Below are 23,864 nucleotides of genomic sequence, written 5' to 3' on the forward strand. Positions count from 1 at the left end.
CCTTGGAGCTTCTGTCAGTCCTTGGAGCGGCCGGTGACCACGCGCGTGATGATGAGCACCGCGAGGATGACCGCTCCGTTGAGGAAGTCGAACCACTCGCCGCTGACCCCGGCGAAGGTGAGGACGTTCTGCACCAGGTACAGCAGGAGGATGCCGGTGAAGGCTCCCACCAGGCTCCCGCGGCCGCCGTTGAGGCTCACGCCGCCGATCACCGCGGCCGCGAACACCGTGAAGATCGCGCCGTCGCCCTGGTTGGACGCCACCGACGCCAGGTGGCCGGAGAGCATGATGCCGCCGAGCGCCGCCAGGACGCTCGCCAGCACGAAGACGCCCCAGAGGGTCCGGTCGGTGCGGATGCCCGCGGCCCGGGCGGCGTCGACGTTGCCGCCGATCGCGTAGAGCGACCTGCCGACGCGGAGGTACCGCAGAGCGAGGACGGCCACCACGTAGGCGAGCACGCACACCCAGATCGCGACCGGGACGCCCAGGAAGCTGCCCGTCCCGAGGTACGTCATCGAGCCGGACATCCCGAAGAAGGTCTGGCCCCCCGAGATCCCGGTCAGCAGCCCGCGCAAGGTGATGAGCATGCCCAGCGTCACGATGAACGCGTTGAGCCCGAGCCCGACGATGAGCGCCGCGTTGACCAGGCCCACGACGAGGCCGACGCCGAGCGCGATCGGGATCGCCCAGCCGGGCGAGACCGCGTCGATGCCGTGGTGGATGCCGCCGGAGAGCGTGAGCCACGCGGCGACCCCGGGCGCCAGGCCGACGGTCGACTCGAGCGAGAGGTCCATCTTGCCGGTCAGGAGGACGAGGCCCTCAGCCAGCACGAGCAGCCCGATCCAGGACATCGAGACGAGGACGTCCTCGATGTTCGTCCGCGTGAAGAAGCTCGGAGAGACGAACGAGCCCACCACCGCGACCAGGATGATCGGGGGGATCAGGGCCAGGTCGCGCCACCGGGCCAGCTGCACGCTGCGCAGCGACAGGCTCGGGGCCGATCCCGCGCGTCCGGTCCCCTGGGGTCCGCCGGTCTGCGGCTTCGAGGCGTCGTCGACGCGCTCGGTCACCTCATCGATCACCGAGATCCACTCCTTCCATGGCCGAGACGAGCTCACGGTCGTCCCAGGTTCCTGACAGCTCCGCGACGACCTCGCCGCGGAACATGACGAGCACCCGATGGCAGTAGCGCAGGTCGTCGAGGTCGTCCGTGACCACGAGGACGCCCGCGCTCCCCCGTGCCGTGTCGACGGCTGTCGCCATGAGTGACTCCTTGGACTTGACGTCGACCCCGGCCGTCGGCGCCATCAGCACGAGCAGCCGGGGGTCGTCCGCGATCGCGCGCCCCGCGACCACCTTCTGCTGGTTGCCGCCGGACAGGTCCGCCACCGCCTGCTCGGGTCGTCGGGGGACGACGTCGAGCCGGTCGATCAGGGTGCGCGCGAGCGCCGTCCGACGTCGGGGGTTCTCGAACCCGTGCGACCCGAGGCGGTGCGGCACCGTCATGGTGAGGTTCTCCGCGATCGACATCTCCGGCACGTAACCCTGGGCGCGACGATCCTGCGGCACGAAGCCGATCCCCGCCCGCAGCGCTCGCGGGACGCTCCCGAGGCGCTGCGGCGCGCCGTCCAGCCGGACCTCGCCCGACACGGGCCGCCGCAGCCCGACGATCGCCTCGGCGACCGCCGTCTTGCCGCTCCCGCCCGCCCCCGCGAGGCCGACGATCTCGCCCGGTCGCACGCCGAAGCTGATGTCGCTGTACTCGTCGGCGGTCAGCCCGCGCACCTCCAGCACCCGCTCGTCCGTCGGGGCGAGGTCCGGGCGCGGGTCCTCGCGGGCGCGGACCTGCTCGCCTGTCATCGCCTCGACGAGCGCGGTCCTGGAGATCGTGTCGATCGGCGACGTGAGGATGTGCCGGGCGTCCCGGAAGACCGTGACCGTCTGGCACAGGTCGAAGATCTCCTGCAGGTGGTGGCTGATGTACAGGAACGTGACGCCCTGCTCCTGGAGCCGCCGGATCCGCGCGAAGAGCCGCGCGATCCCGGCCGCGTCGAGCCGCGCCGTCGGCTCGTCGAGGATGACGAACCGTGCACCGTACGACAACGCTCGCGCGATCTCGAGGAGCTGACGCTGCTCGACCGTGAGGTCGCGCGCGAGCGCCCGGGGATCGACGTCGATCTCCCACTCCTCGAGGAGGTCGCGGGCCCGCCCGACGAGCTCGCGCCAGCGGATGCGGTGCCCACGCTCCGACTGCCGGTTCACGAACAGGTTCTCGGCGACCGTGAGGTCGTCCAGCACCATGAGGTGCTGGTAGACGCACGCCACCCGCCGGCGCCACGCCCCGCGGTCACCGAGCGGCGGCGCCGGCTCCCCGCCGAACGTGACCTCGCCTTCGTCGGGCGCCTGCAGGCCCGTGAGGATCGAGACGAGCGTCGACTTGCCCGCCCCGTTGCGGCCCACGAGCGCGTGCACCTCGCCTGCCTCGACCGTCAGCCCGACCTCGCGCAACGCCTGAGTGGCGCCGAAGCGCTTGCTCACCGCCGTCACCCGCACGACGGGCGGCACCTCGCCGCCCGTCCGCCGGGCCACCGTCGACTCCGTCGACCCTGTCGTCATCCGTCCACCTCGATGTGGTCGTGTCTCGCGGTCGTGGTCGACTCAGCCGACCTGGTTGCCCCACAGGGTCTTGTCGGTCACGGGCAGCGAGTCGGGGAACTTGCCGTCGATCGTCACGAGGGGCGCGGGGATCTGGTCCTCGAGCATCTGGTCGCCCACCTTCACGATCGTGCCGCCGTGGCCGTCGTCGCCCGGCTGGTAGGTCTTGCCGTCGATGGCGTCCTTGACGAACTGCAACCCGTACTTCGCGTACAGGTCGGCGGGCTGGGACACGGTCGCGTCCATGGTGCCGTCCTGGATCGCCTGGTACTCCGCGGGGACGCCGTCGTTGGAGACGATGACGATGTGGCCGGCCTCGCCGCGCTTCTTCAGCAGCCCCTTCTGCTGCAGGGCCTGGAGCGTGGACGGCAGGTAGATGCTGGCCTGCATGTAGATCGCGTCGATCGTGTTGCCCGCCAGCACGGTGTTGAGCTGCGACACCGCCGTCGGGGGGTCCCACTTGGTCGGCTCCCCGAAGACCTTGATGCTCGGGAAGCTCTTCTTCATGCAGTCGTTGAACGCCTCGGTCCGGTCGCGTCCGTTGATGGACGACAGGTCGCCCTCGAACATCACGACGTTGCCCTTGCCGCCGAGCGTCTTGCCGATGTACTGGCAGGCCTTCTCGCCGTACGCCCGGTTGTCCGTGCGGACGACCATGTAGACCTTGCCGGAGTCGGGGCGCGTGTCGATCGACACGACGGGGATCTTCTTCTGCTCGAGCTGCTGCAGCGTCGGGATCACGGCCGCGGTGTCCTGCGGCGCGATCACCACGCCCTTGACCCCCTGGGCGACGAGCGTCTGGACGTTGTCCGCGAGCTTGGAGATGTCGTTCTGGGAGCTCGTGGTCTTGAGGTCGACCCCGACGGTCTTCGCCATCTCGGGGACGTAGGTGATGTAGGCGTTCCAGAAGTCCGAGTCGGAGCGGGGGTAGTCGACGCCCACGAGGGGCGCCTTGCCGCCGCCGGACGTGGAGCTGGCGCCGCCCGAGCCGGAGCTGCAGGCGGCCAACGCGCACACCGACAGCGCCGCGGTCACGGCGGCCAGTGCTGTCTTGTTCAGTCGCACGTTCTCTCTCCTTTGAGAAACGGGCCCGCGGGGCGAGGAGCCGGCCCGCGGGCCCGGTGGGTGGGGACTGTCAGCGTCCGGCGGCCCAGGCGGGTCCGTCGGGGTAGAGGTAGGTAGCGAGGGCCTCCGGGAGGATCTCGGCGCCGGCGCCGGGGCGGCGCGGGGCCAGATAGCGGCCGCCCTCGACCCGTGCCGGCACGACGAAGTGCTCGTGCAGGTGGTCGACGTACTCGATCCAGCGGCCCTCGGTGCTGCCGCTGACCGCGACGAAGTCGAACATCGAGAGATGCTGGACGACCTCGCACAGTCCGACGCCCCCGGCGTGGGGGCACACGGGCACCCCGGTCGCGGCGGCGAGGAGCAGGATCGCGACGTTCTCGTTGACGCCCGCCACGCGGCACGCGTCGATCTGGCAGACGCCGACGGCGCCGGCCGCGAGCAGCTGCTTGAACACGACCCTGTTGGCGACGTGCTCGCCCGTGGCGACCAGCACCGGCCGGATCGCCTCGGCCACGGCCCGGTGCCCGAGGATGTCGTCGGGACTCGTCGGCTCCTCGACCCAGGTGAGGTCGAAGGGGGCGAGCCGTTCGATCGCGGCGATCGCGTCGGGCACGTCCCACACCTGGTTCGCGTCGACGGAGAGCCTGACGTCCGGCCCGACGAGCTCGCGGACCATCTTGACGCGCCGCACGTCGTCCTCGGGATCGGCACCCACCTTGAGCTTGAGGTGCGTGAAGCCCCCGGCGAGCGCCTCGGCGACGAGCCGCTCGACCTTGTCGTCGGGGTAGCCGAGCCAGCCGGCCGACGTCGTGTAGGCGGGGTAGCCCTCGTCGAGCAGCCGTTCGATGCGCTGCTGCTTGCCCACCGCGCCCGCGCGCAGGAGCTCGAGGGCGCGGGCCTCGTCGAGCACGTCCGTCAGGTGGCGGAAGTCGACGAGCGCGACGAGCTGCTCGGGGGTCATCTCGGCGAGGAGCAGCCACAGCGGCTTCCCCTCGCGCTTGGCGTAGAGGTCCCAGACGGCGTTGACGACCGCGCCGATGGCCATGTGGACCACGCCCTTCTCCGGGCCGAGCCAGCGCAGCTGCGAGTCGTGCACGAGGCGCCGCCACAGACCTCCGAGGTCTGCGAGCGTCTCCTCGACGTCGCGCCCGACGACGAGCTCCTCGACCGCGCGGATCGCGCTGACCGCGACCTCGTTGCCGCGCCCGATCGTGAACACGAACCCGGCGCCCGACTCGCCCTCCGACGTCCGGACCACGACGTAGGCCGCCGAGTAGTCGGGGTCCGGGTTCATGGCGTCGGAACCGTCGAGGTCGCGGGACGTCGGGAAGCGCACGTCCAGCACCTCGAACGGCGTGAAGACCGGGCCGGCAGGGGTGGTCATCCTTGTCCACCTTCCGTGGAATGTCGTTGATCGCTCGGAGGTCTGCGACGAGTTCTCGGCCGTTCTGGGCCGATTGGCCGCTGGCGCGCCTTCACACTGACACAGACATCCGATGTCTGCCCTTTATAGTGGTCCCTGACACACCTGTAAAGCCCCACTGCGACCCGTGGCCGAGTCGTGACCCGCAGTCCGGGGCGACGACGACGAGGGCGGACGCACATGGCAGTCACGGACCAGGCGATCGACAAGCTGCGCGCGATGATCGCGTCCGGCGAGCTGCGACCGGGCCAGCGCCTCCCCCGCGAGGCCGACCTCGCGGCGGACCTCGGGCTGTCCCGCAGCTCGCTGCGCGAAGCGGTCCGGGCCCTGTCCCTCCTCCGCATCCTCGACGTGCGGCAGGGCGACGGCACCTACGTCGCGAGCCTCTCGAGCGAGTCGCTGGTCGACACCCTGAGCTTCATCGCGGACTTCCACCAGGACTCGAGCGTGCTCGACCTCCTCGAGGTCCGGCGGATCCTCGAGCCGGCGGCGAGCGCACGCGCCGCGCTCGCCTGCACCGAGCAGGACGTCGACGACCTGCGGACGATCCTCGCGAAGGCCGGCCCCGACTCGCCGGTCGAGGAGCTCGTGAGCGCCGACATCGAGTTCCACCGGGCGATCGCCGACCTGTCGCGCAGCCCCGTGCTCGCCTCGCTGATCGAGAGCGTGTCCGGCCGCACGCAGCGCGCCCGCCTCTGGCGCGGCATCACGGAGGAGGGCGCCCTGGCGCGCACGCTCGCCGAGCACCGGTCGATCTTCGACGCGATCTCCGCGCACGACCCCGATCTCGCCGCGTCCTGGGCCACCGTCCACGTCGCGGGCGTCGAGAGCTGGCTGCGCCAGACCCTCTGAGGTCCGGCGCCGTGCGCGGGCACCCCGCCGCGACGAGACTGGAGCCCACCGGACCGCCCCCGCACCTCAGCCCCCGGAGGAGCCCGACCATGCGCATCGCCCTCGCCGCCACCTGCATCGGTGACGCCCTGTTCCCGCAGGCGCCGCAGGCCACGGTCCGCCTGCTCGAGCGGCTCGGGCACGAGGTCGTGTTCCCGCCGGGCCAGGCGTGCTGCGGGCAGATGCACGTGAACACGGGCTACCTCGACGCCGCCTACCCCGTCGTGCGCAACCACGTGCGCGCGTTCGAGCCCGTGCTCGACGGCGAGTTCGACGCGATCGTGCTGCCGTCCGGGTCGTGCACGGGCGCAGTCCGCCACCAGCAGGCGATGGTGTGCCGGCGGGCCGGGGACGAACCGCTCGCCCGCCGCGCCGACGCCGTCTCGCGGCACACGTACGAGCTGTCGGAGCTGCTCGTCGACGTGCTCGGCGTGACCGACGTCGGCGCGCACTTCCCCCACCGGGTCACCTACCACCCGACGTGCCACTCGCTGCGCATGATCCACGTGGGCGACAAGCCGCTGCGGCTGCTGCGCGAGGTCGACGGCATCGACCTCGTCGAGCTCCCCGACGCAGAGGGCTGCTGCGGGTTCGGCGGGACGTTCGCGCTCAAGAACGCGCCGACGTCGACGGCCATGCTCGCCGACAAGGTGAGCGCCGTGAAGTCCACCGAGGCGGAGGTCCTCACGGCCGGCGACTACTCCTGCCTCATGCACATCGGCGGCGGGCTGTCCCGCCTGCGCGCGGGCGTCCGGATGATGCACCTCGCGGAGATCCTCGCCTCGACGCTCGACGAGCCCGTCGAGGTCGGCGGGCCCGGCGCGCACGCGACCGAGGGGAGCACCGCATGACCACCGCGACCGGCCCGACCTCCACGAACCCCGTCTTCCTCGGGGTCCCCCACCCGCGTGAGCCGCTGCGCTGGGGCGAGACGTTCCCGACGGCGGCGCGCGCGGCCCTCGACGACGCCCAGCTCCGGCGCAACCTGGGTCACGCGACGTCGACGATCCGGGCCAAGCGGGCGCGCGTCGTCGGCGAGGTGCCCGACTGGGAGGAGCTCCGCGACGCGGGCGCCGCGCTCAAGGCCGACGCGCTGACCCGGCTGCCGCAGCTCCTGGAGCGGCTCGAGGCGAACGTGACGGCGCGCGGCGGCGTCGTGCACTGGGCGCGGGACGCCGCCGAGGCCAACGCGATCGTCACGGACCTGGTGCGCGCCACCGGGGCGGACGAGGTGGTCAAGGTCAAGTCCATGGCCACGCAGGAGATCGGGCTCGACGAGCACCTCGCGTCCGAGGGCATCGCGGCGTTCGAGACGGACCTCGCGGAGCTCATCGTGCAGCTCGCCGACGACCAGCCGTCCCACATCCTCGTCCCGGCGATCCACCGCAACCGCGCCGAGATCCGCGAGATCTTCCTCGAACGCATGGGCGACGCGCCCGCCCACCTGACCGACGACCCGGCGGCGCTCGCCGAGGCCGCGCGCGTCCACCTGCGCCGCAAGTTCCTGTCCGCGCGGGTGGCCGTCAGCGGCGCGAACTTCGCCGTCGCGGACACCGGCACGCTCGCCGTCGTCGAGTCCGAGGGCAACGGCCGCATGTGCCTCACGTTGCCCGAGACGCTGATCACGGTCATGGGGATCGAGAAGCTGGTCCCGTCGTTCGAGGACCTCGAGGTCTTCCTCCAGCTCCTGCCCCGCTCCTCGACCGGCGAGCGCATGAACCCGTACACGTCGCTGTGGACCGGGGTGACGCCGGGCGACGGGCCGCAGGAGTTCCACCTCGTCCTCCTCGACAACGGCCGCACGCGCGCCCTCGCCGACGACGTCGGCCGCGACGCCCTGCGCTGCATCCGCTGCTCCGCGTGCCTCAACGTGTGCCCCGTATACGAGAGGGTCGGCGGGCACGCCTACCAGTCCGTCTACCCCGGGCCGATCGGCGCGATCCTCACCCCGCAGCTCACGGGCGTGCAGTCCCACGACGACCCCAACGCGACGCTCCCCTACGCGTCCACGCTGTGCGGGGCGTGCTACGAGGTCTGCCCCGTCAAGATCGACATCCCGACGCTCCTCGTGCACCTGCGCGCCCGCGACGTCGACGAGGACCACGCCCGCCACCGCCCCACCGGCTGGGGCGCCGCCATGAAGGCGGCCGCCTGGGTGATGTCCGACGGGCGCCGCATGGGCGCCGCCGAGCGCGCCTCCGCCGCCGGACGGGTCGTCGCGCGCGACGGGCAGATCCGCTCTCTCCCCTTCCCCGGCTCGTTGTGGACCGGCTCGCGCGACCTGCCCGCGCCGCCCAGGAAGTCGTTCCGCCGCTGGTGGAAGGAGCGCCCGTGAGCGCGCGCGACGAGGTCCTCGCCCGGGTCCGGGCGGCGCTCGCCGCCACGCCGTCCGGCGAGCTGCCGCCCACCGGCGAGCGGTCCGGGACGCCCGACGGGCTGCCGGAGCGAGACGGGCGCCCCGCCCCGGGACCGGCCCCCGCGGCCGACGACGGCGCCGCGACGGACCGCGTCGACGTCCCGCGGGCCTACCGCGCGTCGGGCGAGCTGGTGGCCGGCGGTGCGGAGGCCGTCGCGCTCCTCGTGGACCGGCTCGTCGACTACAAGGCGACGGTCCACCGCGCCGAAGGCGACGGCGGTGCCACGGGGATAGCGCGCGCCGTCGGGCGGATCCTTGCAGAGGCGCGTGCGGGCGCGCCCGACGACGCCGCGCTCGTCGTGCCCGACGGCCTCGACCCCGCGTGGCTCGCGGCGCTGCCCGAGGGGCTCGTGGTGCGCCGGGACTCGCGGGAGGACCCGACCTCGCCCGCGGACCTCGACCGTACGCTCGGCGTGGTCACCGCGTGCCGGGTCGCGATCGCGGAGACCGGGACGATCGTCCTCGACGGCGAGCCCGACCAGGGACGCCGAGCCGTCTCGCTCGTGCCCGACCTGCACGTGTGCGTCGTCCTCGCCGAGCAGGTCGTGCAGCTCGTCCCGGAAGCCGTCCGGATCCTCGCCGCGCACCCCGAACGCCCGCAGACCTGGATCAGCGGCCCCAGCGCGACCAGCGACATCGAGCTCGAGCGGGTCGAGGGCGTGCACGGGCCGCGGCGGCTGCACGTGATCCTCGCGTGAGGCGTCGAACCGACCCAGATCGTCGTCGCGACGCCGTCCGGGCGACGATCCGCGTCGGTTCGGTGGAACGATCGCCGGGTCAGGCCTCCTCGGGGACCGCCGCGGTCTCGCCGACGCCGTGCTCGACGTCGCGCCGCGTCCCGCGCAGCGCGAGGGCGACGAGCGGGAACACGAGCACCGAGAGCAGGCCTGCGCCGACGAGCGACGTCGCGGTCGCGCTGGACAGGTCGCCCGCGTCCCGGCCGATGTTCGTGACCGCCACGATGATGGGCAGCGCGGTCGCGGAGAAGAAGGCGAGGGACGCGCGGTCGCGCCGGGACGCCCCCTCGGGCGCCGCGAACGCCCCCGGCAGGCCCCGCACCACGAGGAACAGCACGAGGAACAGGGGCAGCCCCGCGAGCGCCGCGCCCGACCCGAGCAGCGCGTGCAGGTCGAACGTGACGCCCGTCGACACGAAGAAGATGGGCACGAGGAAGCCGTAGCCGACGGCCTCGATCTTGGCGTCCACCTGCTCGACGACGGGGTCGGCGGCGTCGCGCATGATCGCCTTGAGGACGAGCCCGCCCACGAACGCGCCGAGCAGCATGTCGAGCCCGAGCCAGATGCTGAGCGCCACGAGGCCGGCGACGACGAGCATGACGAGCCGCACGGCGAACTGCCCGCTGGTGTGGAGGGTGGTCTCGATGGCGCGGTGGACCCGCGCGTGCGGGGTCCGCGCGGCGAGCCAGACGGCGGCCGCCGCGAGCACCACGAAGATCAGCAGGACGACGGTCGCCTTCCCGGGCTGGCGGCCGCTGAGGAAGATCGAGATCGCGATCAGGGGGCCGAACTCGCCGACCGCGCCGACGGCGCTGACGACCCGCCCGAACGGGGTCCCGAGCTCCCCCGCGTCGCTGATCACGGGGAGGATCGTGCCGAGCGCGGTGGAGGTCAGCGCGATCCCGACGAACACGCCCGCCGCGGCGGTCGACGCGAACAGGACGCCCAGCACGACCCCGACCACGAGCGACACGAGCCAGCCGCCGACGGCGCGGCGCAGCGGCCGGCCCCGGATCCCGGCGACGTCGATCTCGTGCCCGGCGAGGAAGAACAGCATCGCGAGGCCGAAGTCGGAGAGCCGGTCCGTGACCTCGGTCGGCACGGCCCAGCCGAGCGCCGCGGGCCCGACGAGCAGCCCGAGCAGGATCTCGAAGACCACGACGGGCACGGGCGCGAACCGCCGCACGCCGCGCGCGAGGAGCGGCGCGGCCGCGGCGCACAGCGCGAAGAGCACCAACGTCAACGCCTCGCTGTCCACCGGCGCCCTCCGTCCCGACGTCCGGCGGGTCCGGGCGTCGTCGAGAACGTATCGCGCGCGGCGCGGCGCCGCAGGGGCGCACGGCAGCCCGCTAGGGTCGCGCCATGCCTCAGCGTCCGACGTCGCCCGCAGAACCCGGCGCGGAGCTCCGGCTCTCCCCAGCGGGACTGGTGGCGTTCGCGGTCGAGATCGCGATGCTCGTCCTGCTCGCGGTCGCGGGCTGGCGCCTCGGCGGGAACGCCGCGCTCTCGGTGCTGGTCGCCGTCGTGCTGGTCGCCGTGGCCGTCGTCGCGTGGGGGTGGTGGCTCGCGCCCCGCTCCCCGCGCCGGCTCGCACGGACGCCTCGGATCGCCGCGAAGGCGGCGCTGTTCGCCGTGACCGCCGTGCTCGCCGTCGCCGTCGGGCTCGTCGTCCCGGGCCTCGTGTTCGCCGTGGTCGCGGCCGCGTCGCTGGCCTGGTCGCGCGACTGACCGTCAGGCGGCCTCGAGCAGCACCACGTCCTTGGTGGCCAGCGTCTCCGGGTCGCCGCACACGTCGACGGCGACGACCCGCCCGTCCCGCACCCCGATCGCGTACGCCGACCGCACCTGACCCTGGAACACGAACGCCGCGCCGACCTCCCCGTCGATGAGGGCCACCCGCGCGGCGAGCGCGCGCCCCACGAACGCGGTCGCGACGGCGAACGCCCCGTGCTCCTCCGCGGCGAGGACCGGCGCCGGCAGCCCCTGCGCCACGACCCGCGCGGTCGCCTCGACCGCTGCCGGGTCCGCGTGCAGCACGACGTCGGGGTCGAGCACCTGGAGCAGGTCCTCGAACCTCCCCTCGCGCGACGCCGCGAGGAACGCCTCGACGACCTGGCGCTGGCGGGCGCGGTCGGCGGGGAGGACGGGCGCCTCGACGTGCTCGACGCCGTCGGGCCCGACGGCGGGGTCCTGCGAGGCGAAGGCCGACCCCCGGACCCGGCGCCGCGCCCGGGACGCGAGCTGGCGCGTCGCCTCGGGGGTCCGCTCGACGATGGGGGCGATCTGGTCGAACGGCACCCCGAACAGGTCGTGCAGGACGAACGCCAGCCGCTCGGCGGGGGTCAGGGTGTCGAGGACGACCTGCAGCGCGGCCCCCACGGCGTCGGCCTCGACGGCCGCCCCCTCGGGCTCGGCGGCGTCGTCGTCGCGCCGCTCGGCCGCGACCTCCTCGACGGGCGCCCAGCCGTCCTCCCGCCGCGCCGTCCGGGACCGCAGGTGGTCGAGGCACACGCGCGAGACGACGGTCGTGAGCCAGCCGGTGAGGTTGTCGATCGCGTCCGCGCCGGTGCGCTGGAGCCTGAACCACGCCTCCTGGACGGCGTCCTCGGCTTCCGCGCCGTCGCCGAGCATGCGGGTCGCGACCGCACGCAACCGCGCCCGTTGCGCCTCGAACTGCTGCGCGAGCCAGTCGTCGCCGGTCGCGTGATCCCGCCCTGCGGGTGCCTCGGAGCTCACGGTCACATCCTTCCGTCGGGGTACGTCGAAGGGATGACGAACACGCCCGGCCCGACGTGACGGCCGGGCCCGATCCGAGGAGCGACCCGTGACCGCACGCATGAAGAACCCCGCCTCGTACTTCGCCGACGCCCAGAGCCTGCTGCCGACGCTGGGGCAGGTGCCCCGCGGCAAGGAGGTCGACGACGAGACCCTCGAGCTCCTCCACTTCCGCGTCAGCCAGATCAACGGCTGCGCATGGTGCCTGGACTTCGGCCGCCGCACGGCGGAGAAGGCGGGCATGAGCGCGGAGAAGCTCGCGCTGCTGCCCGCGTGGCGCGAGGCCACCTGCTACACCGACGCGCAGCGGGCGGCGCTCGCGCTCGCGGAGGCCATGACCCGGCTCGCGGACCGGCCCGACGCCGTCGACGACGCGATCTGGGCCGACGTCGAGCAGCACTTCGGTGAGGAGCAGCTCGCGGCGATCGTCCTGTGGGTCGCCACGACGAACCTCTTCAACCGCCTCAACGTGACGGTCCGCCAGGTCCCGGGCACCTGGAGCTGAGCGGCCGGGACAGCCCCGACCTGCCGAGCACGGGCTTCCCGCCAGCCGACGACGGGCTCCGCGTCCGTCCGCGAAGCGTGACGGTCACGGAGCCCGTGTTCGGCGACGAAGGGGGCGTCTCAGGCCGAACGCTGCAGCGCGCGGAACGCCCGGGTCGCGAGCCACCACATCACGACGGCGGCGAGCGCCAGCCAGCCGAGGCGGCTCCAGACCAGTCCCCAGTCGGGCGCGGAGGACAGCGCCTCCCGCCCGGCGACGACGGCCCAGTCGAAGGGGTTGTACCGGGCGACGGTCTGCACCCAGCCCGGCGACAGGCTCGTGTCCATCACCGCGGACGACAGGAACATCAGCGGCAGCGTGATGAGCTGCGAGATCCCGATGAGCGCCTCCTGCTGCCCGGTGAGCAGCGCGAACGCGTTCGACAGGGCGGAGAACAGCGCGGTGAGGAGGACGACGGCGAGCGCCACCACGAGCATCCCGGCGGCGCCACCGCCGAACCGCGCCCCGGACGCCACCGCGACCAGGACCACGACGACGCCCTGCACGACCGCGACGACCGACTGGTAGACCATCGTCGACGCGACGAGCGCGCCGCGGCTCGTCGGGGAGGCGAGGAAGCGGTCCATGACGCCGCGGTCCATGTCCTGCACGAAGCTCGTGCCCGCCCACGCGGCGCCGAACATGGCCGTCATCATGACGACGCCCGGGGTGATGAACTCGAGGTAGGTGCCCTGGAAGCCGCCCCCGAACCCGGGGATGTCGACGACCGACTTGAACAGCGCCCCGAACAGCAGCAGCCAGATCATCGGCTGGACGAGCTGCATCACGACGAACACGGGGATCCGCAGCCCGCTGCGCAGCGACCGGGCGGCGAGGAGGCCGGTGTGGGTGAGCGCGGTCATGCCGCCACCTCCGTCCCGACGACGCCGGCCGCGGACCCGGGGCGCCCGGCGGACCCGTAGGTGCGGCCCGTGTAGCGGAGGTACACGTCGTCGAGGCTGGGCCGTGCGACGGTCGCCGACGCGACGGGCACGCCCGCCCCGTCGAGCGCCGCCAGCACCCCGGGCAGCGCGGCGGAGCCGGACTCGGCCCGCCCGCGCAGCTGTGCGCCGTCGACGACGACGTCCGCGAGCCCCGCCTCGGCGGCCACCCGGGTGAGGCGCGCGCGGGCGGCAGGACCCGCGCCGTCGTCGGACGGGCTCACGGCGGAGGCGCCGAGCTCGACCACGACCGTGTCGCCGTGCAGGCCGTCCTTGAGCTCGGACGGGCTGCCCTCGACGACGACGCTCCCCCGGTCGACGATCGCGACGCGCGCCGCGAGCCGGTCGGCCTCCTCGAGGTAGTGGGTCGTGAGGAGGACGGTCATGCGCTCGTCGCCCGTCATGCGCTCGATCTCGGCCCACATCTCGGCCCGCGCCTCGGGGTCGAGCCCGGTGGTGGGCTCGTCGAGGAACAGCACCTGGGGCCGGTGGACGATCCCGAGCGCGACGTCGAGCTTGCGGGCCATGCCGCCGGAGTACGTCTTGACGAGCCGGTGGGCGGCGGGGGCGAGCCCGAACCGCTCGAGCAGCTCGTCGGCGCGGGCTCCCGCCTCGCGGCGGCCCAGGCCCTGGAGCCGACCCGCGAGGACGAGGTTCTCGCGACCCGTGTCCATGGGGTCGGTCACGGGCTTCTGGGCGACGTACCCGACCGCGCGGCGGACGGCGTCGGGCTCGCGCGCGACGTCGAGCCCGGCGACCGTCGCGGTCCCGGAGTCGGCGCGGCTGAGGGTCGTGAGGATCTTGACGGTCGTGGACTTGCCGGCGCCGTTCGGGCCGAGCAGGCCGAAGACGGTGCCGTCCGGGACGGCGAACGACAGCCCGTCCAGGGCCGTGACGCCCGGCGCGCCGCGGCGGCCGGGATAGGTCTTGCGCAGGTTCTCGGCGCGGGTGGCGGCGAGTGACATCGTGACTCCTTGGTGGGGAGTCGCCGGCGAGGGCGGGAGCCGCCGATAGCATGGCTGACAGCTCGAAGGTCTTGACGTGATGGTCGGACGGTCCCTCGTGGACGACTCGGGCGATGGTGGTCCGGGTGTTGGCGCACCCGGGCCACCGCTGTCTCCGGCGGCGGCGCGATCTCGAGGATCGGGCCGTGCCGGTGGTTCAGGGGCCTGGCGGCTCGAGCCGGGCGGCCTCGGAGATCTCGTCGAGCTCGGCGAGGTGGTCGGGTCCGATCGCGCGCAGGACCTCTCCCTCCACCTCGTCGGCAGGCCTCCCGGCGGCGAGCAGCGCGTGCATGCGCGACCACACGTCCTGGCCGCCCACCGTGCCGGCGTCGAGGCGCTCGACCAGCCGGGCGACCCACTCGCGCTCGGCGCGCAGGAGGGTCAGGTGGTAGTCGGCCTCGATCGCGAGCATCTCGGGCAGGCCCGCGTGCCGGGTCCGCTCCAGGACGGCCTGCCGGTGGACGATCGTGGTGTCGAGGGTCGCGACCCGGGCTCGCAGGAGGTCGGCGGCCTCGCCGGGCTCGACGAGCGCGACGAGCGACAGCCCCGCCTCGAGCGTCGGGTACTCGCGGTCGGGGACGGCGAGGATCTGGCGGAGCCAGTCGCGGGCCTCGGTGCGGCCGTCGTCGGTGATCTCGTAGACGGTGCGCTCGGGGCGGTTGCCCTCGCGCTCGGCGCGCTGCTCGGTGATGAACCCGTGCTTCTCGAGCGACTTGATGACCGAGTACAGCGACCCGAAGTTGAGGCGGATCGAGTCGTCCTTGCCGCGCTTGCGCAGCGTCGTCGTGATCTCGTACGGGTACATGGGCTTCTCCCACAGGCACGCGAGCACCGCGAGCGCCAGGGGGTTGGACACCGGCCGTCGAGCCATCACTCACCTCCGTATACTCGACTCAGAGTATGTGAGTCCTCGACCCCGCGCAAGACCGCTCCCGGCCCGGCTGACACGATGGGGCCCATGCGCATCCGAGTGGCCGCCTACGCCGTGATCCTCGACACCGACGGCCGCCAGCTCCTGTCCCACTGGAACCAGGGCGACGGCTTCTCCGGCTGGACGCTCCCCGGCGGCGGGCTCGAGTTCGGCGAGCACCCGTCCGAGGCCGCGGCCCGCGAGGTGCGCGAGGAGACCGGGTACGACGTGGAGGTCGGCCACCTGCTCGGGATCGACTCGGAGGTGATCCCGTCCGACCGCCTCGTCGACCCCGCGGGCGGCCCCGAGCAGGCGCTCCGGGTCTTCTACCGCGCGGCCGTCGTCGGCGGCACGCTCACGCGCGAGACCGACGGCTCGACCGACGACGCGGCCTGGTTCACGCGCGCCGAGGTCGACGCCCTCGAGCGCGTCCCCTTGGTCGACCACGCCCGAGGCCTCGCGGGCCCGCTGCCGGTCCCGTGAGACGGGCTCTGTCGGCGTTCGGCCTGGCCGCGCTGCTCGCGCTCGCCGCGTGCACCGGCCCGACGACGTCACCCACCACCGCGACGACCTCGCCGACATCCGGCTCGCCCGGGCCGAGCGCCGACCGTCCAGCCGGCGACACCCCGACCTCCGCCCCCGCGACGGTGCACCTGACCGGCCCCGCCGGTGCGGCGGCGCTGACGGTCGAGGCCCCGGCGGGCGCCCGCGTGACGACCACCCCCGCCGCTCCGGGCTCGACGCGCGTGACGGTCAGCGGGCTCGCGCGCGGGAGCGACGTCGTCGTGCGGGCGACCGCTCCCGACGGCGCGAGCCTGCGCGACGAGCTGGACGGGACGATCGTCGTCGAGGCCGCGGGCGGCGCCGCGCTCGGTGGTCTCGCCCGGCCGGGCGAGACCGCCGAGGTCGAGCGCGGCCGCGTGGTCCTGTCCGCGTCGGGGACCGTGACGCTCTGGGTCGGGGCCGGCACGCCGCGCTCCGCCGCCTGGGGCACGCACGACGGCGGCCGGTCGCTCGCCGTCGACCCGAACCCGTGGGCGCGCGCCGCGGGGCTGGCGGGGGGCGAGGCGACGTGGTCGGCGCTCGTCGTCGACCACCCGGACGCGAACAGGCCCGGCATGCACGACCAGCTGGTCTGCCACGCCCTCGGCGCCCCCGACAAGGCGACGTGGAACCTCGAGCCCTGGCGCCCCGACGTCGGGCTGGTCGCGACGCTCGCGGCCCGGTGCAACCCGAGCTGAGCGGGGCTACACCCAGCCGTGCCGGACGGCGTACCCGCCGAGCTGGATCCGGGTCGTCGCGCCGACCGCGTCCATGAGCGCGCGGAGCCGGCGCTGCACCGTGCGAGGCGACGCGCCGAGCTGGCTCGCCATCGCTGCGTCCGTCAGGCCGGCGAGCATGAGCTGGAGGAGCTGCACGTCGCTGCCGTCGAGCTCCCCGTCGCGCGGCATGTACGGGCGCGCCGAGCGCCACATCGCGTCGAACAGCGCCTGCGCGAGCCCGGCGAGCGGGCCGTGCAGCACCACCGCGGACGCCGGCGCGACCTTGACGAGCGCGATCTCGCCGTCGGCCACCATGACCTTGGGCAGCCGCTCGGAGACCACCCGGACCTGCTGGCCGGCCTCGACCCAGTCGTCGAGCTTCTGCAGGGCTCCGGGCTCGCGCAGGTAGTCCGGGTCGACGACCAGCCGGTAGGCGAGGTCGGCGCGGATGCCCTGCTCGTCGCGCACAGGGTCCCCCGCCGCTGTCCCGTCGTCGACCGGCCCCGGCTCCTCCGCGGGTGGCTCCCAGGCCGGGTCGAGCGTCGCGGACACAGGGACCACGGTGTTGGACCCGGTCTGGAAGGCGCACAGCGTGTGCCGCGCGGCCCGCTCGATCTGAGCGAGCCGCACGCCCTGGGTGCGGCCCTCCACGATCTCGACGAGCTCGCCCGCGGCCTGCGGCGACCGCTCGCGGTGGAAGGTCTCGACGAGGTCGGCGAGCTGCTCCTCGGCCCGGCGCAGCCGCTCCCGCTCCCGGGCGAGCTCCGGCCCGAGCACGAGCTCGGGCGGGGTCGCGGCCCAGCGCCCCTCGCGCCCCGACCGCACCACGAGGCCGCGCGAGGCGAGCCGCTCCAGCGAGGCGTCGACGTCGTCGGCGGGACGCCCGAGCACCTCCGCCGCCGCGCGCGCCGTCGTGCCCGAGCCCGCCATCGCGACGCGGTAGACGGCCTCGTCGTGGGCGTCGTCGTCGGTCCCGAGTCCTGGCAGCACGCTGGCGATTATCCGCCATGTCGCCTGGTCGCCAGGCGGTTTCCCTCCCGCGGGTCTCTCCGCTCCGCCACAGTGAGGCCACCGAAGGGAGCACCATGACCACCCACCACAGACGCGCGCGCGGCGCCGCCGCGGCGCTCGCCGCCGCGGCGTTGATCGCGACCACGGCCGCCACGGCCGCGACCGCCGCGGACACCGACGGCACCTCGACGACCGGCGCCGAGAACGCGACGCCCACCCCGACGGCGCCCCGCACCGGGACCGACGCGGCGTTCACGCTCGTGACGGGCGACGTCGTCCGGGCGCGCATCGCCGCGGACGGCACCGTCGGCGACGCCCGGATCGTGTCCGACGACCCGGACCGCATCGTCAGCACCTGGATCTCGGGCGGCGACACGTACGTCATCCCGGCCGCGGCGCAACCGCTCATCGACGCGGGCACGCTCGACGAGCGCCTGTTCGACGTCTCGCTGCTGTGGCGCGACGGCTACGACGACGCCTCGACGCCCACGCTGCCCGTCATCGTCGAGTACGCCGGGTCCGCGAGCGCGCGGTCCGCCGTGCGGGGCGCCACCACGACGACCGCGCTGCCCGCCATCGACGGCGCCGCCGTCGCGATCGACAAGGACCGCGCGACCGCGGCGTGGGCGGGCCTCGCGCCCGCTCAGCCCGGCGCGACGTCCCGCGCGGCGAGCACGGGCGTCGAGAAGCTCTGGCTCGACGCGAAGGTGCACGGCTCCGCCGTCACGGACCTGGCCCCGACCGTGCCGCTGACCGGCGCGGGGACCGCCCACGACCTCGGCTACGACGGCGCCGGCGTCAAGGTCGCCGTGCTCGACACGGGCTACGACCAGCAGCACCCCGACCTCGCAGGGCAGGTCGCCGCGAGCAAGACGTTCGTGACGTCGTCGGGCGCGACCATCCAGGACGGCAACGGGCACGGCACGCACACGGCGTCGACGATCGCGGGCACGGGCGCCGCGAGCGACGGCCGGTACGCGGGCATGGCGCCCGGCGCGCAGCTGCTCGTCGGCAAGGTCCTCGGCGACGACGGTTCGGGCCAGACGTCCTGGATCCTCGCCGGCATGCAGTGGGCCGTGGACAGCGGCGCGAAGGTCGTGTCGATGTCGCTCGGCGACAGCTCGGCGACCGCGTGCACAGGCCCGGACGTCGACCTCGTCCAGGCGCTGTCCGACAAGGCGCTCTTCGTGATCGCCGCGGGGAACGAGGGTCTGCGCGGGCAGGTCTCGACCCCCGGCTGCGCCCCCGACGCCCTGACCGTCGGCGCGCTCGACCGCGACGACAAGACGGCCGCGTTCTCGAGCCGCGGGCCGGCCGTCGGCAGCTCGGCCTCGAAGCCGGACATCGCGTCGCAGGGCGTCCAGGTCGTGGCCGCGCGCGCGGGCGGTGGGACGGACCTGCCGTACGTCGCGGAGTCGGGCACGTCCATGGCGACGCCGCACGTCGCCGGCGGAGCGGCGCTCGTGTTCGAGGAGCACCCCGACTGGTCGCCCGAGCAGGTCAAGGACGTGCTCACCTCGTCCGCCGACGCCACCACGACACCCGTCCTCGAGCAGGGCGCGGGCCCGCTCGACGTGGGCCGCGCCGTCCAGCAGCCCGTCTGGGCCGCGCCAAGCACGCAGCTCGCGTCGTTCCGCTACCCCGAGGCCGGGCAGGACCCGGTCACGAAGACCCTGACGCTGCACAGCACGAGCGACCGCGACGTGACGCTCGACCTCTCGCTGCAGCTCTACGGCGACGGCGGCGACGCCGACCTGCCGAGGGGCGCGGTGTCGTTCACGGACCCCGTGCACCCCGGCCAGGGCAACCTGGGCAAGGGCCGCGTCGTCGTGCCCGCGGGCGGCACGGTCGACGTCCCGCTGACGATCGACCCGACCGCCAAGGTCCACGCCGACGACTACGGCACGGTCACGGGCCGCCTCGTCGGCGCGGACGCCCACGGCGTCCGGCTCACCGTCCCGTTCTCCTACTCCCTCCAGGGCCCGACGGCGCAGGTCACCGTCGTGACGAAGGACCGGCGGGGCGCCGCGCCCGACTCGTTCTCCTCGTTCCAGGTGCTCGACCTGCACGGGGGCGTGGGCGCGAGCTACGCCGTCGGCACCGGCACCAAGACGTTCACGATGCCCGTCGGCTCGTACGACTTCTCGGGCGTGATCCTCACGCGCGACACCGCCGACGACCACGGCCAGGTCGACTCCGTGACCCAGGTGTTCGAGCACGCGGTGAAGGTCTCGGGCGACACGACCGTCGTCCTCGACGCGCGCGACGCCCGCGAGCTGAGCTGGAAGACGGACAAGCCGACCGAGGCGCAGGGCTACTCGATCGGCTTCACGGAGGGCTTCGCGTCCGACGGGACCTTCAAGACGGGCCTGCTCACGACCGTCCCCGCTTACGTGAAGCACCTGTACACCACCGCCACGAAGGCGGACGACCGGTTCACGTTCGAGGCCACGGCCCGGCTCGCCGCACCCCGGCTGACCCTGACGTCGTCGGGCGGGCACACGGTCGACGACCTGCCGGTGAGCTTCGCGCCCGAGTTCGGCGGGACGTCGTCCGCGCCGCTCGTCGACGTCGGTCCGGGCACGGACGCGAACCTGGCCGCGGCGGACGTCGCGGGCAAGATCGTGCTGGTCGACGCGGCCTCCGTGAACGCCGGCGGGAACAGCCTGTCGTGGGACCGCGCGCTCAAGGGCCGCGGCGCCGTGGGCCTCATCGCCTACTCGTCCGCGGCAAAGGGCCGCATCGTGACGTCGGGCACCGGAGTCTCGCTCCCCATGGTGACCATCACGGCCGACGACGCCGCCGCGCTCAAGACGGAGCTCGCCGCCGGGCCCGTGACGATGCACTGGGCGGGGCAGCCGGTCTCGACCAGCCCGTACGTGTACAACGTGGCGACGGTGACGCAGGGCAAGGTCCCGACGGGCGTGCAGCGCGTGCACGACAAGGACCTCGCGACCGTGCCCACGCAGTACTACACGCAGGGCCTCGACTCGAGCCTGAACTACCTCGACCTCGGCCTCGAGCTGCCGGGGGTGTCGTCGGTCTACGCGAGCGGGTCGATGCTGCCCGTGCGGGGTCCGCTCGACCGGACCGAGTACTACACGGCGTCGTCGGACGTCCACTGGACGACCGTCGTCCGGATGACGCCGAACCTGGCGAGCGCCGCGTCGTACGACGGGCCGCGGACCTACACCCCGGGCTCGACGAGCCCGACGTCGTGGTTCCGCACGCCCACGGGCGCGTCGGGGAACACCAACGACGTGCCGGTCGCGTGGCGCGAGCTCAACGGGCTCTCGCTCACGGTGCCGACCTGGGGCGACGCCGCAGGGCACGACTCGACGGCGCTCGCCAACGCGGACTCCGCGTTCTACAAGGTGTCGGTGGACGGCGCCGCGGCGATCCCCGTGGGCGGGGTCTACGCGGTCCCCGCCGCGTCGTCGACGGTGCACCTGCAGCAGCAGTTCACCCGACGTTCGACGCTCGCCACGCTGCTCGGCCTCGCGTACACGACGGACTGGACGTTCACCACGGACCGGTCCCGGCAGGGCGCGCAGTCGCTGCTCATCCCGCAGGTCGACGTCGACACCGACCTCACGGGCCGTGTCCCGGCGGGCAGCGACGCGCACGTGGTGCTCGGCGCGAGCGACGACGAGACCGCCACGCCGGCCGACGTCACCGCGGCGACGCTCGAGTACGCGACCGGTCCCGCGACCACGACCACGACCGTCACGGGCTGGACGTCGGCGCCGCTCACGCGCGACGCGCAGGGGCGCTGGACGGCGACGATCCCGAACGACGTCCCGACCGGGACGTTCGTCCACCTGCGGGTCTCGCTGACCGACGCGCACGGGTCGCACGTCGAGCAGACGATGGTCCGCGTCTACCAGGTCGGGGGCCGGATCGACCTCGGCGTCTCCGCCCGGTCGCAGTGCGTGAACGGCCACGCGGCGGTCGCCGTCTACGCCGCCAACCGGGGCGACGTCGCGGCCGACGTCACGCTGTCCACGCCGTTCGGGAGCGCCACCGTGGCGGGCGTCCCGTCCGGCAAGGCGGCGTACCACCTGTTCGACACCGGGTCGGCGCGGCTCCGCGCGGGTGGCACCGCCGACGTCGTCGGGAAGGGGCACGTCGGGACCCTCGACGTCACGACGCCCTACCGGGCCGCCTACGACGCGGTGAGCTGCAAGGGCTGACGGGGTCGTCCGACGGCTACGCCACCGAGACCTGCGGGCCCGTCTGCGTGCGCACCCGCGCACCCAGGCGGGCCCGCAGGTGTGTGACGGCCGGCGACTCCCCCATCGAGGCGCGCCACACGAGCCCGACCGTCCGCACGGGAACCGGGTCGACGACCGGGACGGCGACGACGCCGTCGGGGAGCGCGCCGCGGCCCAGGCGGGGCACGAGCGAGACCGCCGCCCCGGCCTCGACCAGCGCGACGTGCGACGCGAACTCCGACGCCCAGTAGCGGATCCGGGGCTGTCTGGGCTGGTCGCCGAACATCCGCAGGAACCAGGCGTAGCAGATCGAGTCCTCGAAGGTGGACGCCCATGGCTCGTCGAGCAGGTCGGCGGGCGTGACGCTGTCCCGGGCCGCGAGGCGGTGGCCCGCCGGGACGAGGAGGTCGGCGACGTCCTCCCCGAGCTCCTCGTAGCGGACGTGGAGCGGCACCTGCAGGCCGATGCCGCGCCACGCGTGCACGACGCCGAGGTCCGCGCCACCCGCCGCGACCTGCGCGACCGCGTCCCACGGGTCGTGCTCGGTCACGACCACGTCGAGGCCCGGAGCCTCGGCCGCGAGCGCGGGCACGAGCGGCGCCACGAGCCCGCGCACCGCCGTCGAGAACGCCACCACGCGGACCTGGCCGGTGGGGGTCGGCGACCCGCCGGCCGACCTCGCGCGGGCCGCGACGCGCTCGACGTCGCGCAGCAGCTCGCCGCCGTCCTCGACGAGCCGCCGACCGTGCAGGGTCAGCGTCACGCCCCGGCCGACGCGCTCGAGCAGCGGCACGCCCAGCGTCCGCTCGAGCCGCTTGACCTGCTGCGACACCGCCGACGGCGTGTACCCGAGGTCGGCGGCCGCCGCGCCCACGGTGCCCGTGCGGTCAACGGCGACGAGCGCCTCGATCCCCGCGAGGTCGATCATCCCGAGCTCCCATCGTCCAGCGCTGCTGCACGAATTCAAGCACGAACGTGTGATGGACCTTCACGGTCCACGGGCGTCAGACTCGACCCGTGCCCCTCTCCCCCAGCGCCCGCGCCGCCGGGCTCCCGCCCCGCGCCGCCGCGCTCGCCGTGCTCGTCGCCGTGATCTGGGGCGTGAACTTCGTCGTGATCGACGAGGGCCTCGGCGACGTGCCGCCCACGCTCTTCGCCGCCGTGCGCTTCACGCTCGTCGTGGTGCCCGCCGTGTTCTTCGTCCCGCGCCCGGCCGCGAGGTGGCGCGACGTCGCGGTCGTCGGCGCGTGCATGAGCCTCGGCCAGTTCGGGCTCCTCTACACGGCGCTCGCGGCGGGCATGCCCGCGGGACTGGCGTCGCTGGTGCTGCAGGCGCAGGTCGTCCTGACCGTGCTCTTCGCGTCGCTGGCGCTGCGCGAGACCCCGACCCGGGCCCAGCTCGTCGGCGTGCTCGTCGGGGCTGCCGGGCTCGTCGTCGTCGGGCTCGCCCTGGGCGCGCGGACGCCGCTCGCCGCGTTCGCACTGACGCTCGCCGCCGCCGCGTCGTGGGCCGTCGGGAACGTCGTCTCGCGCCGGATCGGCTCCGCGAGCGCGGCCGCGGGCACGGCCCGAGCGGCCTCGGGCCTCTCGCTCACCGTGTGGTCCGCCGTCGTCGTGCCCGTACCGCTCCTCGCCCTGTCGCTCGTGCTCGACGGGCCGGGCGCCGTCGGGCACGCGCTCGCGCACCCGACGCTCGCCGCCGCGCTCTCGACCGCGTACACGGTCTACCTGGCGAGCCTGGTCGGCTACGGGATCTGGAACTCGCTGCTCGCGCGCTACCCCGCGTCGGCGGTCGTCCCGTTCACGATGCTGGTGCCCGTCGTCGGGGCCGCGACGGCCTGGCTCGTGCTCGGCGAGGTGCCGAACGCGGGACAGGTCGTGGGCGGCGTGCTGCTCCTCGTGGGCGTGGCGATCACGACCGGGGTGCTGAGGCTCCGCGCCCGACGCCGCCGCCTCCCCCGCGAAGCAGACCGGCCGCCCGCCTACCTCGCGAAGTAGCGAAACGCGCTACCTCGT

21 protein-coding genes are annotated in these 23,864 nt (G+C 74.1%); 10 read left to right on the top strand and 11 right to left on the bottom strand.

All coding sequences use genetic code 11. The annotated features are described in order from the left end of the window. Positions 1-14: 14 nt before the first annotated feature. The 4 genes from ACLQ14_RS16225 to ACLQ14_RS16240 all read right to left on the bottom strand — a co-directional run bounded on the left by ACLQ14_RS16225 (position 15) and on the right by ACLQ14_RS16240 (position 5,104). A complete protein-coding gene (locus ACLQ14_RS16225; RefSeq protein ID WP_425814892.1) occupies positions 15-1,082 on the bottom strand; it encodes an ABC transporter permease in 1,068 nt (355 codons plus the stop codon). Next, positions 1,072-2,616 (bottom strand): sugar ABC transporter ATP-binding protein, encoded by a 1,545-nt coding sequence (locus ACLQ14_RS16230; protein WP_425814894.1) that lies wholly within the window; start codon positions 2,614-2,616, stop codon positions 1,072-1,074. The genes ACLQ14_RS16225 and ACLQ14_RS16230 overlap by 11 nt, the downstream gene beginning before the upstream one ends. Positions 2,617-2,658: 42 nt before the next feature. After that, positions 2,659-3,720, bottom strand: coding sequence for a sugar ABC transporter substrate-binding protein (locus ACLQ14_RS16235; protein WP_425814896.1), 1,062 nt, complete (start codon positions 3,718-3,720; stop codon positions 2,659-2,661). 70 nt (positions 3,721-3,790) lie between these two features. Next, complete coding sequence (locus ACLQ14_RS16240) at positions 3,791-5,104, bottom strand: enolase C-terminal domain-like protein (RefSeq protein ID WP_425814898.1); 1,314 nt, start codon at positions 5,102-5,104, stop codon at positions 3,791-3,793. Positions 5,105-5,323: 219 nt separating this feature from the next. On the opposite strand from ACLQ14_RS16240, the gene ACLQ14_RS16245 reads away from it, so the two are divergent. From ACLQ14_RS16245 to ACLQ14_RS16260, 4 genes are all read left to right on the top strand, one after another. Further along, on the top strand, positions 5,324-5,995 hold the full coding sequence (locus tag ACLQ14_RS16245) for a FadR/GntR family transcriptional regulator (protein WP_425814900.1): 672 nt from the start codon (positions 5,324-5,326) through the stop codon (positions 5,993-5,995). An 89-nt stretch (positions 5,996-6,084) separates the two neighbouring features. Continuing rightward, on the top strand, positions 6,085-6,885 hold the full coding sequence (locus ACLQ14_RS16250) for a (Fe-S)-binding protein (RefSeq protein WP_425814902.1): 801 nt from the start codon (positions 6,085-6,087) through the stop codon (positions 6,883-6,885). Beyond that, complete coding sequence (locus tag ACLQ14_RS16255; RefSeq protein WP_425814904.1) at positions 6,882-8,369, top strand: LutB/LldF family L-lactate oxidation iron-sulfur protein; 1,488 nt, start codon at positions 6,882-6,884, stop codon at positions 8,367-8,369. Before ACLQ14_RS16250 ends, ACLQ14_RS16255 begins: the two co-directional genes overlap by 4 nt. Next, positions 8,366-9,148 (top strand): LutC/YkgG family protein, encoded by a 783-nt coding sequence (locus ACLQ14_RS16260; protein ID WP_425814906.1) that lies wholly within the window; start codon positions 8,366-8,368, stop codon positions 9,146-9,148. The genes ACLQ14_RS16255 and ACLQ14_RS16260 overlap by 4 nt, the downstream gene beginning before the upstream one ends. 79 nt (positions 9,149-9,227) lie before the next feature. On the opposite strand, the gene ACLQ14_RS16265 is transcribed toward ACLQ14_RS16260, so the two are convergent. Next, positions 9,228-10,445 (bottom strand): cation:proton antiporter, encoded by a 1,218-nt coding sequence (locus ACLQ14_RS16265; RefSeq protein ID WP_425814908.1) that lies wholly within the window; start codon positions 10,443-10,445, stop codon positions 9,228-9,230. A 104-nt stretch (positions 10,446-10,549) separates the two neighbouring features. Here ACLQ14_RS16265 and ACLQ14_RS16270 point away from each other — a divergent pair, with 104 nt between their 5' ends. Continuing rightward, positions 10,550-10,915, top strand: a complete 366-nt coding sequence (locus ACLQ14_RS16270; RefSeq protein ID WP_425814910.1) for a YrdB family protein — start codon at positions 10,550-10,552, stop codon at positions 10,913-10,915. 3 nt (positions 10,916-10,918) lie between these two features. Here ACLQ14_RS16270 and ACLQ14_RS16275 read toward each other — a convergent pair whose 3' ends face one another. After that, on the bottom strand, positions 10,919-11,923 hold the full coding sequence (locus tag ACLQ14_RS16275; protein ID WP_425814912.1) for a sigma-70 family RNA polymerase sigma factor: 1,005 nt from the start codon (positions 11,921-11,923) through the stop codon (positions 10,919-10,921). Between the two features lie 88 nt (positions 11,924-12,011). Here ACLQ14_RS16275 and ACLQ14_RS16280 point away from each other — a divergent pair, with 88 nt between their 5' ends. Beyond that, positions 12,012-12,467, top strand: a complete 456-nt coding sequence (locus ACLQ14_RS16280) for a carboxymuconolactone decarboxylase family protein (RefSeq protein ID WP_425814914.1) — start codon at positions 12,012-12,014, stop codon at positions 12,465-12,467. Between the two features lie 119 nt (positions 12,468-12,586). Here ACLQ14_RS16280 and ACLQ14_RS16285 read toward each other — a convergent pair whose 3' ends face one another. From ACLQ14_RS16285 to ACLQ14_RS16295, 3 genes are all read right to left on the bottom strand, one after another. Next, positions 12,587-13,369, bottom strand: coding sequence for an ABC transporter permease (locus tag ACLQ14_RS16285; RefSeq protein ID WP_425814916.1), 783 nt, complete (start codon positions 13,367-13,369; stop codon positions 12,587-12,589). Continuing rightward, positions 13,366-14,412: an ATP-binding cassette domain-containing protein gene (locus tag ACLQ14_RS16290; protein ID WP_425814918.1), complete on the bottom strand. Its 1,047-nt coding sequence runs from the start codon at positions 14,410-14,412 to the stop codon at positions 13,366-13,368. The genes ACLQ14_RS16285 and ACLQ14_RS16290 overlap by 4 nt, the downstream gene beginning before the upstream one ends. 196 nt (positions 14,413-14,608) lie before the next feature. Then, positions 14,609-15,322, bottom strand: coding sequence for a PadR family transcriptional regulator (locus tag ACLQ14_RS16295; RefSeq protein WP_425814920.1), 714 nt, complete (start codon positions 15,320-15,322; stop codon positions 14,609-14,611). Positions 15,323-15,409: 87 nt separating this feature from the next. Between ACLQ14_RS16295 and ACLQ14_RS16300 the strand changes: the two genes are divergently transcribed. Together ACLQ14_RS16300 and ACLQ14_RS16305 are read left to right on the top strand one after the other, a co-directional pair. Continuing rightward, positions 15,410-15,844: an NUDIX hydrolase gene (locus ACLQ14_RS16300; RefSeq protein ID WP_425814922.1), complete on the top strand. Its 435-nt coding sequence runs from the start codon at positions 15,410-15,412 to the stop codon at positions 15,842-15,844. Next, the gene (locus ACLQ14_RS16305) at positions 15,841-16,602 is read left to right on the top strand and encodes a DUF2599 domain-containing protein (RefSeq protein ID WP_425814924.1); all 762 of its coding nucleotides are present in this window, start codon (positions 15,841-15,843) and stop codon (positions 16,600-16,602) included. Before ACLQ14_RS16300 ends, ACLQ14_RS16305 begins: the two co-directional genes overlap by 4 nt. A 6-nt stretch (positions 16,603-16,608) precedes the next feature. Here ACLQ14_RS16305 and ACLQ14_RS16310 read toward each other — a convergent pair whose 3' ends face one another. Further along, positions 16,609-17,613: a hypothetical protein gene (locus ACLQ14_RS16310; protein ID WP_425814926.1), complete on the bottom strand. Its 1,005-nt coding sequence runs from the start codon at positions 17,611-17,613 to the stop codon at positions 16,609-16,611. A 95-nt stretch (positions 17,614-17,708) separates the two neighbouring features. Between ACLQ14_RS16310 and ACLQ14_RS16315 the strand changes: the two genes are divergently transcribed. Beyond that, positions 17,709-21,827 (top strand): S8 family serine peptidase, encoded by a 4,119-nt coding sequence (locus ACLQ14_RS16315; RefSeq protein WP_425814928.1) that lies wholly within the window; start codon positions 17,709-17,711, stop codon positions 21,825-21,827. Between the two features lie 16 nt (positions 21,828-21,843). Here ACLQ14_RS16315 and ACLQ14_RS16320 read toward each other — a convergent pair whose 3' ends face one another. Then, positions 21,844-22,776, bottom strand: a complete 933-nt coding sequence (locus tag ACLQ14_RS16320; protein WP_425814930.1) for a LysR family transcriptional regulator — start codon at positions 22,774-22,776, stop codon at positions 21,844-21,846. A gap of 89 nt (positions 22,777-22,865) precedes the next feature. On the opposite strand from ACLQ14_RS16320, the gene ACLQ14_RS16325 reads away from it, so the two are divergent. Further along, positions 22,866-23,846 (top strand): EamA family transporter, encoded by a 981-nt coding sequence (locus tag ACLQ14_RS16325; RefSeq protein WP_425814932.1) that lies wholly within the window; start codon positions 22,866-22,868, stop codon positions 23,844-23,846. Positions 23,847-23,864: the final 18 nt, after the last annotated feature.

The organism is Luteimicrobium sp. DT211 (assembly GCF_049844995.1).
In the GTDB taxonomy this organism is placed as follows: domain Bacteria; phylum Actinomycetota; class Actinomycetes; order Actinomycetales; family Cellulomonadaceae; genus Luteimicrobium.

Bases quoted from the DNA above. Each gene is read 5' to 3' on its own strand.
- ACLQ14_RS16230 (WP_425814894.1), bottom strand. From the start codon at position 2,616: ATGACGACAGGGTCGACGGAGTCGACGGTGGCCCGGCGGACGGGCGGC.
- ACLQ14_RS16240 (WP_425814898.1), bottom strand. From the start codon at position 5,104: ATGACCACCCCTGCCGGCCCGGTCTTCACGCCGTTCGAGGTGCTGGAC.
- ACLQ14_RS16245 (WP_425814900.1), top strand. From the start codon at position 5,324: ATGGCAGTCACGGACCAGGCGATCGACAAGCTGCGCGCGATGATCGCG.
- ACLQ14_RS16250 (WP_425814902.1), top strand. From the start codon at position 6,085: ATGCGCATCGCCCTCGCCGCCACCTGCATCGGTGACGCCCTGTTCCCG.
- ACLQ14_RS16255 (WP_425814904.1), top strand. From the start codon at position 6,882: ATGACCACCGCGACCGGCCCGACCTCCACGAACCCCGTCTTCCTCGGG.
- ACLQ14_RS16270 (WP_425814910.1), top strand. From the start codon at position 10,550: ATGCCTCAGCGTCCGACGTCGCCCGCAGAACCCGGCGCGGAGCTCCGG.
- ACLQ14_RS16285 (WP_425814916.1), bottom strand. From the start codon at position 13,369: ATGACCGCGCTCACCCACACCGGCCTCCTCGCCGCCCGGTCGCTGCGC.
- ACLQ14_RS16290 (WP_425814918.1), bottom strand. From the start codon at position 14,412: ATGTCACTCGCCGCCACCCGCGCCGAGAACCTGCGCAAGACCTATCCC.
- ACLQ14_RS16295 (WP_425814920.1), bottom strand. From the start codon at position 15,322: ATGGCTCGACGGCCGGTGTCCAACCCCCTGGCGCTCGCGGTGCTCGCG.
- ACLQ14_RS16300 (WP_425814922.1), top strand. From the start codon at position 15,410: ATGCGCATCCGAGTGGCCGCCTACGCCGTGATCCTCGACACCGACGGC.
- ACLQ14_RS16315 (WP_425814928.1), top strand. From the start codon at position 17,709: ATGACCACCCACCACAGACGCGCGCGCGGCGCCGCCGCGGCGCTCGCC.
- ACLQ14_RS16320 (WP_425814930.1), bottom strand. From the start codon at position 22,776: ATGATCGACCTCGCGGGGATCGAGGCGCTCGTCGCCGTTGACCGCACG.